The following is a 17353-nucleotide window of genomic DNA, read 5'->3' as shown; positions in this document are numbered from 1 at the left end:
ACACACTTTTATTGAATCTCATCGACATCGTAAACAGAAATAATTGTTTACGATGTCGATGTACCGTTTGTACAATCGGTTTGTTTAAATCCGATTGTAGTCGGTTAATTTTTGATAAAACGTTGACGATACACCGTTCCCACCTCTGTTTTTACTTCGATCACATACATTCCCGTTGGTAAGCGCTGCACATCTACCAAGGGCGTACTACCTACCTGATGCAGCACCTGCTCACCGGTCAGGGTATACAGGTTCATTTCCGTAATAACCTGGTTAGGGAGTGTTAGACGAAGCTTGTCTGATGTTGGATTTGGATAAGCGACCAGGGAATTCTCGACTGCACCCCGGCGAACACCGATAATGGGTGAGTAGCTAATGCTACCATCCAGATCAACTTGCTTCAGGCGGTAGTAGGTCAGTTCTGCCAGTGGTTGTGCATCGACAAACGTGTAAGTCTGAAGGGCGTTGGTCGTGCCTTTTCCGGTAATCCGGCCAATCGATTCAAACGACTTGGCGGTCGAGCTGCTTTGCAAGTCGAAGTGGTCATTATTTTTCTCCCAGGAAGTAACCCAACTTAGCTCATTGCCCGAACCTTCAACCCACTTGCCCTGGAAACTGACCAGATGAACCGGCATAGCAGGGGGTATAAAATTCAACGTAGCGGTACCGATATTGGTTGATTCCTTGCCAGCATTGTCAATGGCCTTGTATGGAATAATGACCGGATTCGCATCGACTGTCGGGTCTACCGCAATCGCTACCGTCGGATTGCCACTACCGTCGGTCGGAATCACTACGCCAGTTGGAGTAGCCCCCGAAAACTCGGGCGAAGAAGCCGTATACACCGTGCCATTAATAGTCAAACTCGTGGTATTACTGGGGAACGCCGAGATGCGAATGCTGGTCACCATGCCCGGCGTTACATCGCTGGAGAGCGTAGTATTCGTGAACGTATTGGCGGGCGCGACTACTGGACTCATCCCCCCGGCGTTGCTTACCGTATTGGCCCCTTTACCAGCGGTTGGCAGTTGTTCGATACCAAAATCGGCATTGGTCAGCGTCGTGTTCACGACGCCCAAAGGCAGTATCCCATTCACAGTGCCATCATTGCCGGTACCCGTGCCCAGGTGCTCTCCTGTGCTTACCCAGCCAGTTGGCAAGGCAACTGTCGGAACCGTTGTTGATCCTACGGTCGCGGTATTGGTCGTGACGTAGACGCTGTAGTTATCGCTGGCCGTGGCCGTAAAGCTATACGTACCATCGGCGGCAACGGGTACTATGGCGGCTACCTGACCCGTTGTGTTATCATATAATATGGCATTGAGGCCACCCGCATTGGTTCCCGTACCAGACACCGTATTATCGGTCAGGCCATTCGCATCATTATAAACCATACCACTAATGTTCAGACTGATAGCCAGGCTGTAATCTTCGACTTCCCCATTGTCGGCCGCGCCGGTCGGTAAGGCAACATCGGAAGCTAACGTAGCCAGGCGCAGGCGGGCATACGTGAGACCTGCCGAAAGCCCGCTGAGTCCTGTCCAATGTAGGGTTACACTCGTCGCGTTGCTGGCCACAATAGCCTGAGCCCGTTCGCCCGCGTCAAATGTACCGTTACGGTTGAAGTCGATCCAGCCCGATAGGGTGGCCTCTGTCCCGATCGTATTATTTACCGTTACGGTCAGGTCGTAACTAGTCGTGTTGACATTAATGGCTGGAAAGGAAGCCACCCCATCTTCGTCATCGCTGCCATTCTGATCATCGCCCAGTGCCGTAGAGCCTGGAATACCATCGGGTTCCTGATCAACGGTAGCGCCAATGGTGAGGGAGGGTGTAATGATATGACCTACGCCAAGATTCGCATTGGTTGTGCCATAACTGGCGGGCGCATCACCGTGGTCGCAGGTCAGGCCAAACGAAATATCATCAATTACCAGGTCATTGCCATCGCCCCCAATATTATTATTGCGTAGAACAATGTAAATGTCGGGCGTGGTGGGCGTAAAGGGCAAGTGAAAGTTGAACCAGGTATTGTCCGTCGTGATATCTCCCGTAGCGGTTGAGGCTAACAGGGAGTTATCTGCCGAATTATACACCTCCATATTGATATTAGGGTTAAGTCCGCCACTCACACTACCGGCCCAAAGGCTGAGGTCATAGCTGGCCCCGATGACCATGCCGGTGAACTGTCGGATATAAAAAATATCTTTGGCGTACGATGCATTGACCAGGAGCAGTCGTCCGGTACCATCTCCACTGGTATGGTCAAACATGGACCCGTAGCTGGCATCCTGCGATCGGCTGATGATCGAATATTCGCCGTCCTGAACCTGTCGAACGGACGTAGCGCGGTGATAGGAGGTAAGACCCGTAAGCGGTGCGCCAACGGTACCCACTGCCCCCGTGCCGAATGTCTCGGTAAAGGTATTCCCACAGTTTGAGGCCACTGTCGTGATCTGAAAGAGCGTATTTTCCATGACGACGTGGACAACTTCGTCCGCTGACACTTTGATACTGGCCGTACCGTCGGTCACATTGGATGTCGAGTTGTTAGAAGGATCGTAGATCGTTATATTCGTCACATCCCAACCCGATGGAATGGATTCGGCCAATGAATAAGTGCCCGGTGCCACCGGAATCATCAAGGAGTTGTCATTATGGCTCGTGCGTACTCGTTCGTCATCGATCCAAAAAGCCGAGGCTGCACTACTTGGTCCCGTGCCCGTGTAGGTACGGGTAAGAATGGTATTCGGTTTGCCACTAAGGGAAAAACCGCCCCACATCTGCCCGGCGGGTCCCCCAGTCAGCGCGTTCATCCCTCTGGATTCGGGTTCCAGTACCCACGTGCTGCCGGTGTACCGATAAGCAGTAAAAAAGCCGGCAAAAGTAGATTCCTGAAGGAGTATACTCCCGTCATCCGATACGGCCAGGTCGCCCGTGCTTGCTAAACCACCGGTAGCGTAGGGAGTAAATGCACCGGAAGGCGTCAGTTTGGAAACCTGATTTGCATTCAGGCTCGTCGATTTTTCCCGGAGGTAAACATTCCCTGCTACATCTACATCAACGTACGTTGCCTGAACGCCTGTGGGTAAAGCTACCGGTACAAAAGCGCCTGAATTGACCTGATACAACAATCCATTTGCATCCGAGACGATCGTATTTGGACCATTGCTGGCAACATCAGTCACGTCTACCCCGCCTGGTTTGCCAATTAATGTAGAACTCGTACCATCAAAATAATAAACTGAATTAGCTTGTATATAATAGCATGTACCAGCTAGTCCACCATCTACCCGTTGTACGTTGCCCGCTACTTTTTGGGTCCAGGTGGGGCTACCGGCCGGGCGAAAATACAGACCATTACTACCGGCAGCTGCCCACAATCCCCCCGCCCGATCGGCCCCCAGATCAATAGGAGCTACATTAGCTGGCTGATCATTTAATGTAAAGGCGGGTACGGTGGTGGGTCCACCGGATAGTGTGAACGGGAAATCAAGGCTGGACTCTTCATTCAGCGTTTTCTTGTGTACGTAAATGTAACCGGTTTGTGCGAACGAGGTGTTTCCTAGTGCCAGGGCTAGTAAAATAACATAAAATCTGCTGATATTCAGATGTTTATGATTAATTTTTTTTGTTGTAAACAATAAATGCATACACTTGGATGATAGACTAGTGAGAGGGTTGAACTGTGTTGTCCTGCTTCTGGCAAAGCGGGAGTTGATACCAGTTGACAAAACTGGCTTTCGAGTAAGCTTGATTGGCATACGTAGTAAGTTGAAAATTTCTATACAGAGAATATGTGGAACATATATCAATGACACATTTGAGTAAAAACAGGTGAAGTCGAGGTATTGGCGTCTTATCACTTTATGAGGGAGTCGATAAGAGGCAAAGACTCGTTTCGGTAGCTGGCCAGCCTAGATGTTTTTAATCTTTTCTAGGACTAAAGAATATTAGTTAAGTAACAGATAATTTTAAATTAATTTATTTACAGAGAAGTTAATTTAAAGCTATAGTATAAAAACATATATACTTATATTCTTCTTAGAGTAGATATAAACTAATACTTTTTTATGTAAGACTTTAACTGCCTATTAGTTAGAGACCTAACATAAATATCTATTTAGTTAAAATAAATCGTACTTACTCACTGTATAGTATTAAATATTACTTTCATGATAGTTGTATATAGGCATGCTATATACAACTATCATAAACTAGTATGTCCTTGATTGCTTTGACTGAAACTTGGGGGAAATTGAATTTTTAGGCGAAGAAGATCTACTCAATATACAGAAAGATGGAACGAACCAGATTGTAAACGACAATTCGTTTACCCGTAAATAACTGAAAGATCAGGCACTAGAAGAGCTTGGCCACCCTCGATTCCGGAAGCGGGCATCGTACCGAAAATCTCCACGAATTTTGTAATAAAGTGAATTTCAATCTCACTACAGACAGTATTAGGCGGGCAATTGCCCGCCTAATACTGTCTGTAGCTTTTTAAGAATCAAAAGCACCCAAGCGTGAAAGGAGTGCCTGTATCGAATGGGGGTAATGTTGTTTCTGTTTTATACCATCAAAAACAATGTCATCGTTTTGGGGCCGTGGGCGCCCATGACTAGTGACTGCTCGATGTCGGCGCTTTTGGAGGGTCCCGCCATAAACAAACCGAAACCGTACTCAGCATCACCGATACGTTCATAGGCGTCATGCATGGTTGGAACGATGTTGCTGGCATTCAGCACAACAGCCAGATGTTGACAGATGAAAGGAGCCGCACGGTGTCCCAACAGCGATTCGGTGAGCCAGACGGCTCCATTTTCGGCGACGCCAAAATGGGCACCGATAATAGCCAGATCGGCATCGGCCAGCAGGTGCGGAGAGAGCCCGGACCAGCCAACCTCTGCCACCGCCGAGAGTTCGGGTAACGTAGTGACGATGCGATGCGCAGGCGAAATGGACACCTGCCGATACGTTTGCTCAATGTGCTGAATAATATCGAGCCAGTCTGTTACACGCACGACCTGCCCGCCAACGCCGGTCAGCGTTTCGCTGAATCGCTCGATAAGGCGGTCGTTGAACGTGTCACTTGTCGGGATTTGGGGCAGGGGAGATGGCTCCCGATCATTTCGTTTTGTTTTGCCGATGGCAGCCAATATGTTGTCGCGACTGCTCATGGGTTCTTTCGGTTTTGAGCGTACCATTCCTGAAACGATTGCTCGGGAGGAGTCGGCATCTCGCGGTGTTTATACCACGGATTCAACTTGTTACTCACTAAGCCTGGAAACCATTGCATAAATTTCCGACCGATACTGCCGCCGAATTTATAAATCCAGTGATTAGACAGTACAGTACTCATTACCTGCATACTCGCCGATTTTGCGGCACTTGCCTCACCTTCCTGCGTGATGACCTGCCGCCATTTATACAACTGCTGGTGAATGTCGATTTTTACCGGACAAACATTACTGCATGACCCGCAAAGCGTGGAGGCAAAGGGGAGGTCAGCATGTTTTTTCATGTCGAGGTTTGGCGCCAGAATCGCGCCAATGGGCCCGCTGATGGCGCTGTGGTAACTATGCCCACCGCTACGTCGGTAAACCGGGCAGGTGTTCATGCAGGCACCACACCGAATGCATTTAAGTGAGTTGCGGAAATCCTCCCGACCAAGATGTACCGACCGACCATTGTCCACCAGAATCAGGTGCATCGTCTGGCCCGCGCGTGGTCGCTTGAAATGGCTCGAATAGGCTGTAATGGGTTGACCCGTTGCCGAGCGGGTCAGTAAGCGTAGAAAAACGCCAAGATGTTTGCGCTGGGGAATAATTTTTTCAATACCCATGCTGGCAATGTGTACATCGGCCAGGTGAGCGCCCATATCAGCGTTTCCTTCGTTGGTGCAGACGACAAATTCACCCGTTTCGGCGATGGCGAAGTTCACGCCCGTTAACGCCACCCGACGGGTCAGAAAACGCTCGCGCAGGTCGGTACGGGCCAGTCCCGCCAGCATTTGCGGGTCAGATAAGCCCGCAGGTGTACCCATATGCTGATGGAATATTTCACCGATTTCTTCTTTCTTCTTGTGAATACAGGGCAACACAATGTGGCTGGGTGGTTCACCGGCCAGTTGAACGATACGTTCCCCCAGATCGGTATCCACGACGTCGATGCCGTGATGGCCCAGGTATTCGTTCAGGTGACATTCTTCGGTGAGCATGGATTTGCTCTTCACCATCTGACTTACCTGATTGTCAATCAGAATCTTATGAACGATCTGGTTATGCTCGGCCGCATCGGCGGCCCAGTGCACAATGATTCCGTTGCTCAGTGCATTAGCTTCAAACTGAACCAGGTACTCGTCTAAATTATCCAGTACGTTGAGCTTAATCCGTGAAGCGGCTTCGCGCAACGCTTCCCATTCGGGTAAGGTATGAGCCGCTTTATCCCGTTTCTGGCGAATCCACCATAGCGTCTGATCATGCCAGTCTACGCGTTCTTCGTCGCGGTTGAAGCGTTCGGCCAACTCGGGATGATCGAGGGTTTTGGTGTTCATGATACGTTACTGTTGAGTATTTCGGCAATGTGAACCACCTTCGTTTCACTTTTTTGCCGTCGTAGCAGCCCTTCGAGGTGCATTAGACACGACATATCGGCACTGGTAATGTACTCGGCCCCATTCCGTAGATGATCGGCTACGCGGTCTTTTCCCATTTTGGACGAGACTGCTTCTTCCACTACACAAAACGTACCACCAAAACCACAACATTCGTCGGGGCGGTCCAGATTGATTAACTCCAGATCATCGACCAGATTTAGTAAATGAACCGGCTTGGAAAACGGCGGGGCCACCAGTTCGGTCATCTGCGAGATGTGCAGTCCCCGCTGGCCGTGGCAACTCTGGTGCAAGCCAACCCGATGTGGAAAGCGGGCGTTTAACTGCTTTATTTTCAGTACGTCGGTCAGGAATTCAGTCAATTCGTAAATGCGGCTTCGTAAAATGGTTGCTTCGGCTTCGTGACGGTCGTTGGTATGCAGGTGCTCTTTCAGGTGCAACACGCAACTACCCGACGGTGACACTACATAATCGACACCACCAAACTGCTTCACGAATTTTTCATTCACTGTGTGGGTCAAATGCTCGAAACCGGAGTTGGCCATGGGTTGGCCACAGCACGTTTGGCCCGCCGGAAAAACGACCGACACGCCTAGTTTTTCCAGCAATTCGAGAGTGGCAATAGCCGCTCCTGGGTAAAACTGATCGACGTAACAGGGAATGAATAGACCCACTTTCATAACGTTGTCCGTTCTAACGCGGCATAATGTTTCAGCTCAATACAATCGCCTGGTACGGGGCGCGTATTCCAATGGTGATGAATGGCTAAAGCCGCTCCCAGCGCGGTAGCCTGTGCAACCGAAGCCGCGAATACCTCTATCTCGGGGAAAGCAGCGGCCAGCAGATGCATGTAAATGGTATTTTTTCCGAATCCACCGTCCACAAAAATTCGTTTCACCGCAGTTCGATGGGTCGACGAGTTGGCCAGTACCAGATTCGTTGAGATCAATTGCTGGGCCATAATGTCCAGAATCAGCTGATGATAGGCTTCTTCATACGTACTGAAATCGGCAAGATTCCGGTAAGCAAACAATGATTCCTGCAAGGGTGGTGCTTTTACACCGTGAAAATCGCCACCCATTCGCTGCGAACGCAGGTGATGGATGATGTCTGGCTCATACGCAACGGTGAAGTAATAATTGACGTCTACCTGAAAATGCTCCGCCAGTCGTTTCACCTGTTGCTCATGTTCGTATCCGGCAAACAAGCGGGATGCCTTGACAGGACGCCCTTTGTAATGCATAAAGCGCAGACAATCGTACTGTAATTCTTCGACGGTCAATGGGCTGTCGTTGAACGGGTTCAAGCTGATACACCAGGTTCCGGTTGAAATCAGGACAAAGGGTTCCTGAAACGAGGCCAGATAAGGAATTAAAGCCGCTGAGCTATCGTGTAAACCTACCCCCACTTTCATCGGGTGGTTTAACCATGTAGCATTCATCACATTGTCTGACGTAGATAATGGCCCCAGAATGTTATCGATTCCTTCCGCTGTTACCCAATGATGGTACTGGTTCTGGTCAAAGTCCCATAGCATGGTGTGGCAACCGATACTGGTTACGTCGGACAGGACCTGGCGCGTAACGATAAAGCTCACGTACTGTGGAAGATGCAAGGCATACCAGATTCGCCGAAACAGCTTGGGCTTATCGTATTTAATGCGGTACAACATCAAACCGGAGTTCAGACTGTCCAGCGCGGGCGACGCTGTTTGTAGCGACAGGGTGGCTTCGTCGCCGTAGCTATCGTAAAACTTCTTCCTGATGTCAGTCGGGAAGGGTTTCAGGTAGTTATACAGATACCCAATTGGGCGGCTTTCCCGGTCCAGATAGACAAGGCTGGCTCCGTAGGTAGAAAAGTTTAGTGCCCGTATATCAAAATCCGGGAGTGCCATAACTATTTCGAGGGAGGCCGTGATCCAGCGGGTGAGTTTTTTTAGATTCTCGCACGGATACCCATCGTCATCGACACCTTCGGCAAATTGCTCCGTTTTCTGCCAGACAATTTCATACCGTTCGTTGAAAAGAAACAGCTTTTTGTTGGTCTTCCCAATGTCAAAAATGGCGATAACTGGGGTTGGGGCCGCGTTCGGGTTGGACATACGGTTGATGTATGGTAGGAGAGAGAAAGGTTGATATATGACGTATGATATAGGATGTATGTCTTTCTACCATATAGCCTATATCATACGTCATATATCATTTACAGTCCGGTTGCTACGGCTTTGGCACCGCGTTCGCCAATTAACTGTTGGCGCATGTTCAACGAGCGGTAAAGCGCTAATGGTTGCAAAGCGCCACCAACCCGCAGCCGGGCTTCGGCGACTAATGGGCGGACGTCGGTGCGGAACGCATCCTGTAAAATTTCCTGCGCCTGTGCTACGTCGTTTGCTTCCCGAGCTTCTTCCAGTGCGACACGATCGACCAACAAGGCCTGTGCATACGCCAGCTGAATCGCTTCCACCGATTGGAGCAAATCTTCCAGCGGATCTTTTACGTTGTGGCTGGCATCAATCATCCAGCCTAAACTGCTGGCGTGATTCATCCCACGCGCATCCATTCCTTCAATCAATTCGTTGAAGATCAGGAATAACTGGTAGGGTTTAATGCTACCTGCGGTCAAGTCGTCATCGCCGTATTTGGAGTCATTGAAATGGAAACCGCCGAGTTTACCTTCGTTTAGCAGGATGGCAACAATCTGTTCGATGTTGGCATTGGGCAGATGGTGACCCAGATCGACCAGGGTATAGGCTTTTGGTCCGAGTTTGCTGGCGTAGAGGAATGAACTGCCCCAATCGCCAACGGTCATGGAATAGAAATTAGGTTCGAACGCTTTATACTCCACAAACATTTTCCAATCGCTGGGTAGGGCTGCATAGATTTCACCCAGGCTGTCGAGCGTGCGCTGAAACGCCTTGCGGAAATTTAACTGGCCGGGAAAGCTGGAGCCATCTGAAAGCCACACCGTCAATGCTTTCGAGCCGAGTGCTTCGCCGTGACGAATGACCTCAATATTATGATCGATAGCCTGTTGGCGCACGGCCGCGTCTGTATGTTGTAGCGACCCGAATTTATAACTCAGCGATTGATCGGATTGATCCTGGAACGTATTGGAGTTAACCGCATCGAACGCCAGACCATATTGGCCCGCCAATTCCTGAATCGCTTTCGGATCGGTTGGGATGTCCCAGGGAATGTGCAGTGAAATAGCCCCGCTGGAGCGATTCAAGGCATGAAGCAACCCTACATCAGCAATTTTTTCTTCCAGATTTCGAGGTTCTCCCCCGCCTGCGAATCGACCAAAGCGAGTGCCGCCCGTGCCGAGCGCCCAACTGGGAATCGCAATCTGGAAATCGATTAATTTCTGAATGGTTGCTTCGGCTTTTTCAACCTCGTCGGCCCAGTACGACAGCTTGTTTTTGTGAGCGTTTAACCGGGATTGATTATGATTGTCAATGGAATTGGTGTCGAGTTGCATAAGAGTAGGAGCTTTAAGGCGTGAAGAATGAAAACGGGATGGCCCCGTCTTCATTCTTCACTCAATTACTTATCGAACAAAGGCCATCGCTACACCACCGTCTACGTTCAGTACGTTGCCGGTTGACTTATTGAGAAGGCCACCGACGAAAGCGAAGCAGGCATTGGCAATGTCATCCGGTAAGATGACCTCATTCAGTAATGTCCGTTTTGCGTAGTAAGCTGGAAGTTCGGCTACGGTAATGCCATAGGCTTTCGCCCGACCTTCGGCCCAACCACCGGCCCAGATGTTCGAATCGGAGATAACGGCATCGGGATTAACCGTATTAACCCGGATATGATCTGCGCCAAGTTCAGCTGCATTCAAACGGCTCAGGTGAAGTTGAGCGGCTTTGGCTGACCCGTAGCCTGCATTGTTCGGACCGGCTACCAAAGCGTTTTTAGAAACGATGTTGATTACGTCACCCCCCAGATCCTGCTTGCGCATCACCTCAACGGCCGCTTTTGTCACCATAAACTGGCCTTTCACCAGAATGTCATACAACCGGTCCCATTCTTCAATCGTGTGCTCGGCAATGGGTTTCGAGATGCTGATTCCCGCATTATTGATGACGATATCGACCCCACCAAACGCTAAACTAGCTGCTTTGAAGGCTTCTTCGATGCTTGCCCAGTCGGTTACGTTTAACGTAGTGGTTGATACGGTATCTTTCCCGAACGTGCTAACAAATTCGGCTTTGGCGCTGTCCAGGCGTTCCTGATTAATGTCGTTCAGCACTACGCAGGCGCCTTCCTGAGCAAATTTCTTGGCAATCGCTTTGCCAATGCCGCCTGCGCTGCCCGTGATCAGGGCAATTTTACCCGACAGGGACTTTGGTTTTGGCATCCGCTGAAGTTTGGCTTCTTCCAGGAGCCAGTATTCAATATTAAACGCTTCCTGACGTGGGAGGGAGGTGTATTCCGAAATGGCTTCGGCCCCCTTCATTACGTTGATAGCGTTGATGTAAAATTCAGCCGCTACCCGCGCCGTTTGTTTATCCTTGGCAAAAGTGAACATCCCAACACCGGGATACAGAATCACCACCGGATTGGCATCGCGGATGGCTGGACTGTTGGGGTGTTTACAGGTTTCGTAATAAGCCGTGTACATGGCCCGGTAGTCGGCAAACGCGGGATTTAGTTTGTCTTTTAATGCGGCTAAATTGGTCAGGTCCTCGTTGGGAGCCAGTTCCAGTACTAACGGGCTGATTTTAGTACGCAGGAAGTGATCCGGGCAGGAGGTCCCCATTGGGGCCAGCCGCTCCAGATCGTTGGAGTTAATGTATTCCAGCACCCGCGCATCGTCGGTGAAGTGACCAATCATCCGGTTCTGACCCGATGCCAGACCACGTAGCACCGGCGCCAGCGCTGCTGCCTGCGACAAGCGGTCGGCCTGGGGTAGGCTTTCCAGTTTCTGGCCGCCAAAAGTCGGGCCTTTTTTGCCGTAGTTTTCTTCGAGATATTCAGCGCAGCGCTCAATCACTTCCAGCGTATTGACGTAACTCTCATAGGCCGTGTCACCCCAGGTAAACAGCCCGTGCGAGCCGAGCATAATACCCCGAATACCCGGATTCTCATTCAGGCATTGTTCCAGTTGCAGGCCCAGATCGAAGCCTGGTTTCTGCCACTCGACCCAACCAATCTGACCGTCGAATAACTCCTGGGTGATCCGCTTACCATCTTTGGCAGCCGCAATCGCGATGGCTGCGTCAGGATGAAGGTGATCAATATGTTTGAATGGCAGAAAGCCATGCAGTGGCGTGTCAATTGACGGCGCTTTAGACGCTAAATCATAGATACAGTGGTTGAATAATTCCACCATTTCGTCTTCGAACTCCAGCCCCCGATACCGGTTTTTGAGCGCTCGCAACCGATCGACATACAATGCGGCCAGACCACTCCGCTTAAGTGTACCAATATCGCCCCCAGACCCTTTTACCCACATCACTTCGGTAAGTTGACCCGTGAGCGGATCTTCGGCCATTGCCTTGCAGGACGTATTGCCACCACCATAATTGGTTAGGCGCAGATCGGCTCCGAGCAAATTTGACCGGTAGATTAATAAGCCTACTTCATCGCCTTCCAGTTCGGCGGCCTTGGCATCGTCCCAGAGGTAGCTAACGTGCCGAAATGATTCAGCTTTGGGGGTATTAGATGTGCTAAGCATATGGTTAAGTTATGTTGGAGTCTTGTTTAAATGCCATTATTTTTAAATTTCTTAACAAAAATAAGCAGATCAACACTATATACTTTCATCTACTTACCCTGTCCAGCTAACAACGATAATGAATAGCTCTGGATGTCAGTACATTGACGAAAAATAAGCGTGAAATTTTGTGCCCAGTTGAGTTTAAAGTGGTTCGTGAATGGGGTAAAAACAAAAACGCTATGGTCGATGGTGGCCACAGCGTTTTTTTAATGAAGTGAAAAGATAGAAGCGAATGCGCGTTGACTAATTCAGATGGGTTCTGTTGTTGATCAGTTGGCGACGTACCATACTCCATCGCCGACGGGAAACGGGCAGTGTTTCACCTGTTGTCAAATGGACAAGCCCACCCGTTTCGGTACGTTCGAGACGCTCAACGAATGAGCGGTTAACAACGCAGTTCCGGTGGAGTCGGATAAATAGCTCCGTTGGTAGTTTGGGTGAATAATATTTCAGGGTACGGGGCATTAACATGCGTCGGCCGTCTACCCAGTTTAGCCAGCTGTAATTAGCTACGGCCTGTAGGTAAACCAAATCGTCAACAGGAAAAACCTGCCGACCCGTTTCACGTAAATAGAGATTAAGAGGGGGCCATTCTGCCGGAGCAGTACGGACTGAAAACGAGAGAAAGGTCATAAGCTTTGATTGTGGAGGTTACTTCAATAATTCATTATTGAATGATGACACAATACTAAAGCCAATGTCTGCCTAAGGCTTGCTCGTACGTAACAAGGGCTATAAAATTTGTAACATGAGGTGTGAATAAGTTGTCTAAACGAACATATGTTGCCTAAAGCACATGAATAATGGCTTTTGACGTTTTTGTGAAGAGTATACAGGGAAGATTTAGGCCTGAAAAATAGGGAGGGAATCGTGCGGCCTAAACCATCTCGTGGCGGTTCTTTTCAACGTATTCGGAAGGGGTCAGGTGGTACTGGTCCTTGAATACTTTTGAGAAGTAGGCCGGCGTATCGAACCCAACCCGGTCAGCTACTTCGGAGATGGATGCGCCGGTCAGAAGCAACTCTGCCGCCCGATTTAGGCGCACTACACGAATGAGTTCGTTGGGAGTTAAGCCGGTCATGGCTTTCACTTTTCGATTCAGGTGCATGCGACTCATGCCAATGTCCGTTGCCAACGGTTCGACCCCGAATGTCGTATCGTCCAGTCGACTTTCCAGTACGTTATAGACCCGATTCATGAACTCGTCGGCGGGTGCCTGACTAGCCATCGGCAGATGACCTTCTCCCAGCAGCTGAGTTCGGTAATACTGACGCATGCGATGTTGATGCGCCAGCCGATTCCGAATACGCCCACGCAGTTCATTCACCTGAAAAGGCTTCGCTAAATAATCGTCGGCTCCGGCAGTTAATCCCTCAAGCCGACTTTCGACAGCGACTTTGGCCGTTAGTAGCAGGATGGGTATGTGGCTCGTGATGGGATTATTTTTGAGTTGGCGACAAAGTTCGTACCCATCCATTTCGGGCATCAGCACGTCGCTAATAATCATATCCGGTCCATCGGCAATGGCGGCTGCCAGTCCTAATCGCCCGTTGTTGACCCGCTGGATAGTCCATTCCGTATTCAGGGTAGAGATTACGTAGTCAGCAATCTCGTCATCATCTTCTACCAGCAGTAATCGAGCCGTATTTTCAGCATCGGTTGGTTGGTTCGTGAGGGTATAGCTGCCGTTCGACGTGGAGTCAAACACAGGCGTCGTGGCGGTCGGTGCAGGGGGGGCGTTGACCTGACGGCAGGGCAATTCGACAACGAACGTAGTACCCTCCAAAGGGCTACTTGTCACGGAAATTGTGCCCTGCATGATCTCAACAAGCTCTTTTACCAGGGCTAATCCAATACCTGACCCGTTCATGGCGCTGTCGGAAGTTGGGTCGACCTGATAAAACCGGTCAAATACATTGGCGAGTTTATTCGCTGGAATGCTGGCTCCGGTGTTGTGAACGGTAAGACAAATCAGATCCGTGTTGGATACAATGGCTGATAGAGCCTCAACGGGATGAACCTGCGTAGTAACCGTTACCGAACCATGGTCATTCGTGAATTTAAGGGCATTCGACAGCAGATTGGTCAGTATTTTCTCGACTTTATCGGCATCGAACCAATAATGATGGTGTCTGATGTGGTGAGTAAGTTGTAACAAAATGTGCTTACGCTCAGCTTCTTCAGCGAACACAAGTACTGTTCGGTCGATAAATTCCGGTAAATTACCCGGTGTCGGCGTAACGGTTAAATTTCCGGCATCAAGCTTGGCCAGATCGAGTAACTCGTTAATCAGTCGCAGTAGCCGATTCGCATTTCGATAAATTATCGTCAGCCGGTGGTGAACCGGTGAGTTAAGTGTTTCCGTCAATACCTGCTCTAGTGGGCTGATAATGAGTGTTAACGGTGTGCGGAGTTCATGAGTAATATTAGCAAAGAAGCGCGTTTTTACTTCGTCCAGATGTTTAAGCTGGACCGCTTCCTGCTCCCGCAATTCCATCTCACTCTGTTGACGTAACCGGCGGATGCGTATTCTGACATAGGAGACAAGGGCGCCGAGTAAAAGCAGCGCATACCCCAGATACGCCCACCAGGTTGCCCATAAAGGAGGCTCAATAACGATGGTTAACGAGTGGACATGGGAACTCCAGATGCCTGATGTATTCGATGCGTTTACCAGGAATGTGTACGTTTTCGGCGGCAGGTTTGTATACGTAGCGGTAGCCTGATTCCCGCTGGAAATCCAGTTATCTTCTAGTCCAATGAGCCTATATCGATACTGATTTTTGCGGCTTTGGTTAAACTGAAGTGCTGAAAAGTCAATAGAAAGAAAGTTCTGCTGATGATCCAGAACAATCTCTTTCGTTTCGTCAATATCCCGCTGAATGGGTGAGTCCGGTGTGGTTGTGCTTATTAGTTGATTGTTGATACGTAGTGCCGTTAGCGCTACGACGGGTTTAAAGTGATCTTCACGAACTAGTTGCGGATCGAAACTAGTGTAACCGCTAATACCACCGAAAATCAATCGTCCGTCGGGAAGTGCTACGTCCTGAAACAGGTTAAACTCATCACTTGGCAACCCATCGTCGGCGGTGTAGCTTCTGGCTTCGAACGTTCGGGTATCGAACCGGCAGAGACCTCGGTTAGTACTGAGCCAGAGGTGGCCATTTTTATCCGGATGGATCGCATAGATCACATTATTGGGCAAACCCTGGGCCATGGTAAACTGGCGAATTCGACCGGTCAACTTATCAAGCAGGCAAAGTCCTCGACCAAATGTGCCAATCCACAGATAATTATAATGAACAGGGTCCTGTGTCAGGCATAAAAGCGAATTACCCGGCAGCGATTGAGGATTTTTCTCGCCAACCTGCCAGCGAATCAGTCGTTTTGTTGATAAGTCGGCCCGAAGTAGTCCGTGATTTTCGGTAGCTAAATATACACGTCCACCATCGACCATCATGGCCCGAATAACGTACGGATGACGGTCTGGCAGGGGCAGCGGAAAGGCGGTAAACGTTCGCTTATCGGCATTGTAGCGAACGACGGCCTGATTATGAGGGGCCAGCAGCCCCCAGATATCTCCCTGTGTTCCGGCCGAAATGGCTGTCAAACGGAAATTGGCGGGTGATGGTAACCAGCGGGCTTCAATACCCGTTGGCTGAACGGGAGCAAATAGCTTTTGGCTGGCAATGTATTGATAGGGAGGGGTTTTCGTGCTGCTGATCCATAACGTTTTAGTATTGTCAAATTGATACCGGATATCACTGGCGGCTTGCTGTCTGATTAGCTCTGGAATGGCAGCTGGTGGCACGCCAAACTGTTGCGTTAGCCAGTCAGTCTGAAATTTATGGACGTAGGGCCAGGTTTGAAACGAACGTTTGTTGAGGTCATACTTAATTACGCCATCGCCATCGAGGCCAAGCCAAAGAACATTGGTTCGGTCAACCAGCAGCGACAGGGGCGAAAAGTGAGCTAATTTGGGCGAGCGATACGTTCCCGCCGATGGATTATTCGAGTCGGTGAGCAACGGAACCAAGCCCTCCTTATCCGTATAGCGGCCCTGGTTAATGTAATCGATCCCTTTTGCGTCCCCTGTAAATAAAGGCAAGCTGGTTGGGTCGGCGGGTAGCGGGATCACTTTGCGGACACGCCCGCCTGTTGGATTTAGGATTGCCACCTGGCCCGGAAACCCAAGCATCAACTCACCGTTGGCCCGCTCATGCAGCCCATACACATCGTTACCGGGCAATCCCTGCGCCGTCCGAAAGCCGGTGAATTTACCCGTCGCTATATCATACCGAAATAAACCATCCTGGGCGGACAACCAAAGGTGGTTGTGGCGATCGAATAACATCGAATGGAGTGTCCGTTGAACCGTATCGCCCTGCATTCCCCAGAATTTGTGTGAAATGGAGCCGTTTGCATTGAGCCGAAAAAAACCATTTGTTTTCGTTGCCACCCAGACATTGCCCGACTTGTCAGGCCAGATACCAATGAGCTGGTCGCGACCAAGTGCCTGCCGATAGGGATGAGAATTGGAAATTCGATTGGATTTTTCGGTAACCGGGTCAAAACAATCGATACCATTCGTTTCTGTGCGAATCCACAAGCGGCCTTTGCGGTCTTCCTTTATCTCATATAAGCTGCTGAAGGACAGAGAGTACTGTTGCTGAGGATCGTTCGTGTAAATGCGAAACCGAACGCCATCGTAGCGACATAGACCATCGCGCGTGGATAGCCAGATAAAGCCGCGCCGATCCTGAATTATTGAGTTGACAAATCCCTGTGGTAAGCCGCTACGTACGGTAAGGTACTCCGGTTCGGGAAAACTAGCCCTGGCTGGAATGACTCGACCGAGTAAACCAATGACCCAAAAACAAGCTACCCACCAACTGAACCTGTGCATACACTGACGGAAAAATTGCCCTATCCGGTTCATTGGAAACCTGGAAAGGAAAGACAAATTCGTCTTCTTCACCATAATTATCAATGTTACGGCAGTTTTTTTAGTAA

9 protein-coding genes are annotated in these 17353 nt (G+C 49.8%); all 9 read right to left on the bottom strand.

The window, feature by feature from the left end; translation table 11 throughout:
* Positions 1-104: 104 nt before the first annotated feature.
* The gene (locus BM202_RS01830) at positions 105-3653 is read right to left on the bottom strand and encodes a GEVED domain-containing protein (protein ID WP_177236482.1); all 3549 of its coding nucleotides are present in this window, start codon (positions 3651-3653) and stop codon (positions 105-107) included.
* 918 nt (positions 3654-4571) lie between these two features.
* Positions 4572-5180, bottom strand: a complete 609-nt coding sequence (locus BM202_RS01825; protein WP_093822755.1) for a LutC/YkgG family protein — start codon at positions 5178-5180, stop codon at positions 4572-4574.
* Entirely contained in the window at positions 5177-6556 is a 1380-nt protein-coding gene (locus BM202_RS01820) for a lactate utilization protein B (RefSeq protein WP_093822754.1), read from the bottom strand. The genes BM202_RS01825 and BM202_RS01820 overlap by 4 nt, the downstream gene beginning before the upstream one ends.
* On the bottom strand, positions 6553-7296 hold the full coding sequence (locus tag BM202_RS01815; RefSeq protein WP_093822753.1) for a (Fe-S)-binding protein: 744 nt from the start codon (positions 7294-7296) through the stop codon (positions 6553-6555). Before BM202_RS01815 ends, BM202_RS01820 begins: the two co-directional genes overlap by 4 nt.
* Entirely contained in the window at positions 7293-8717 is a 1425-nt protein-coding gene (locus BM202_RS01810) for an FGGY-family carbohydrate kinase (RefSeq protein WP_093822752.1), read from the bottom strand. Before BM202_RS01810 ends, BM202_RS01815 begins: the two co-directional genes overlap by 4 nt.
* A 101-nt stretch (positions 8718-8818) precedes the next feature.
* Positions 8819-10093 (bottom strand): sugar isomerase, encoded by a 1275-nt coding sequence (locus tag BM202_RS01805; RefSeq protein ID WP_093822751.1) that lies wholly within the window; start codon positions 10091-10093, stop codon positions 8819-8821.
* A 69-nt stretch (positions 10094-10162) separates the two neighbouring features.
* Positions 10163-12298 carry a bifunctional aldolase/short-chain dehydrogenase gene (locus BM202_RS01800; protein WP_093822750.1) on the bottom strand — a complete coding sequence of 712 codons (2136 nt, stop codon included), beginning with the start codon at positions 12296-12298 and terminating at the stop codon, positions 10163-10165.
* Between the two features lie 285 nt (positions 12299-12583).
* Entirely contained in the window at positions 12584-12973 is a 390-nt protein-coding gene (locus BM202_RS01795) for a LytR/AlgR family response regulator transcription factor (protein WP_093822749.1), read from the bottom strand.
* 244 nt (positions 12974-13217) lie between these two features.
* A complete protein-coding gene (locus BM202_RS01790) occupies positions 13218-17246 on the bottom strand; it encodes a hybrid sensor histidine kinase/response regulator transcription factor (RefSeq protein WP_093822748.1) in 4029 nt (1342 codons plus the stop codon).
* Positions 17247-17353: the final 107 nt, after the last annotated feature.

Source organism: Spirosoma endophyticum (genome assembly GCF_900112365.1).
Classification (GTDB): domain Bacteria; phylum Bacteroidota; class Bacteroidia; order Cytophagales; family Spirosomataceae; genus Spirosoma; species Spirosoma endophyticum.
The sequence above is the reverse complement of the archived record's forward strand: the minus strand, read 5'-3'. Positions and strand labels throughout refer to the sequence as shown.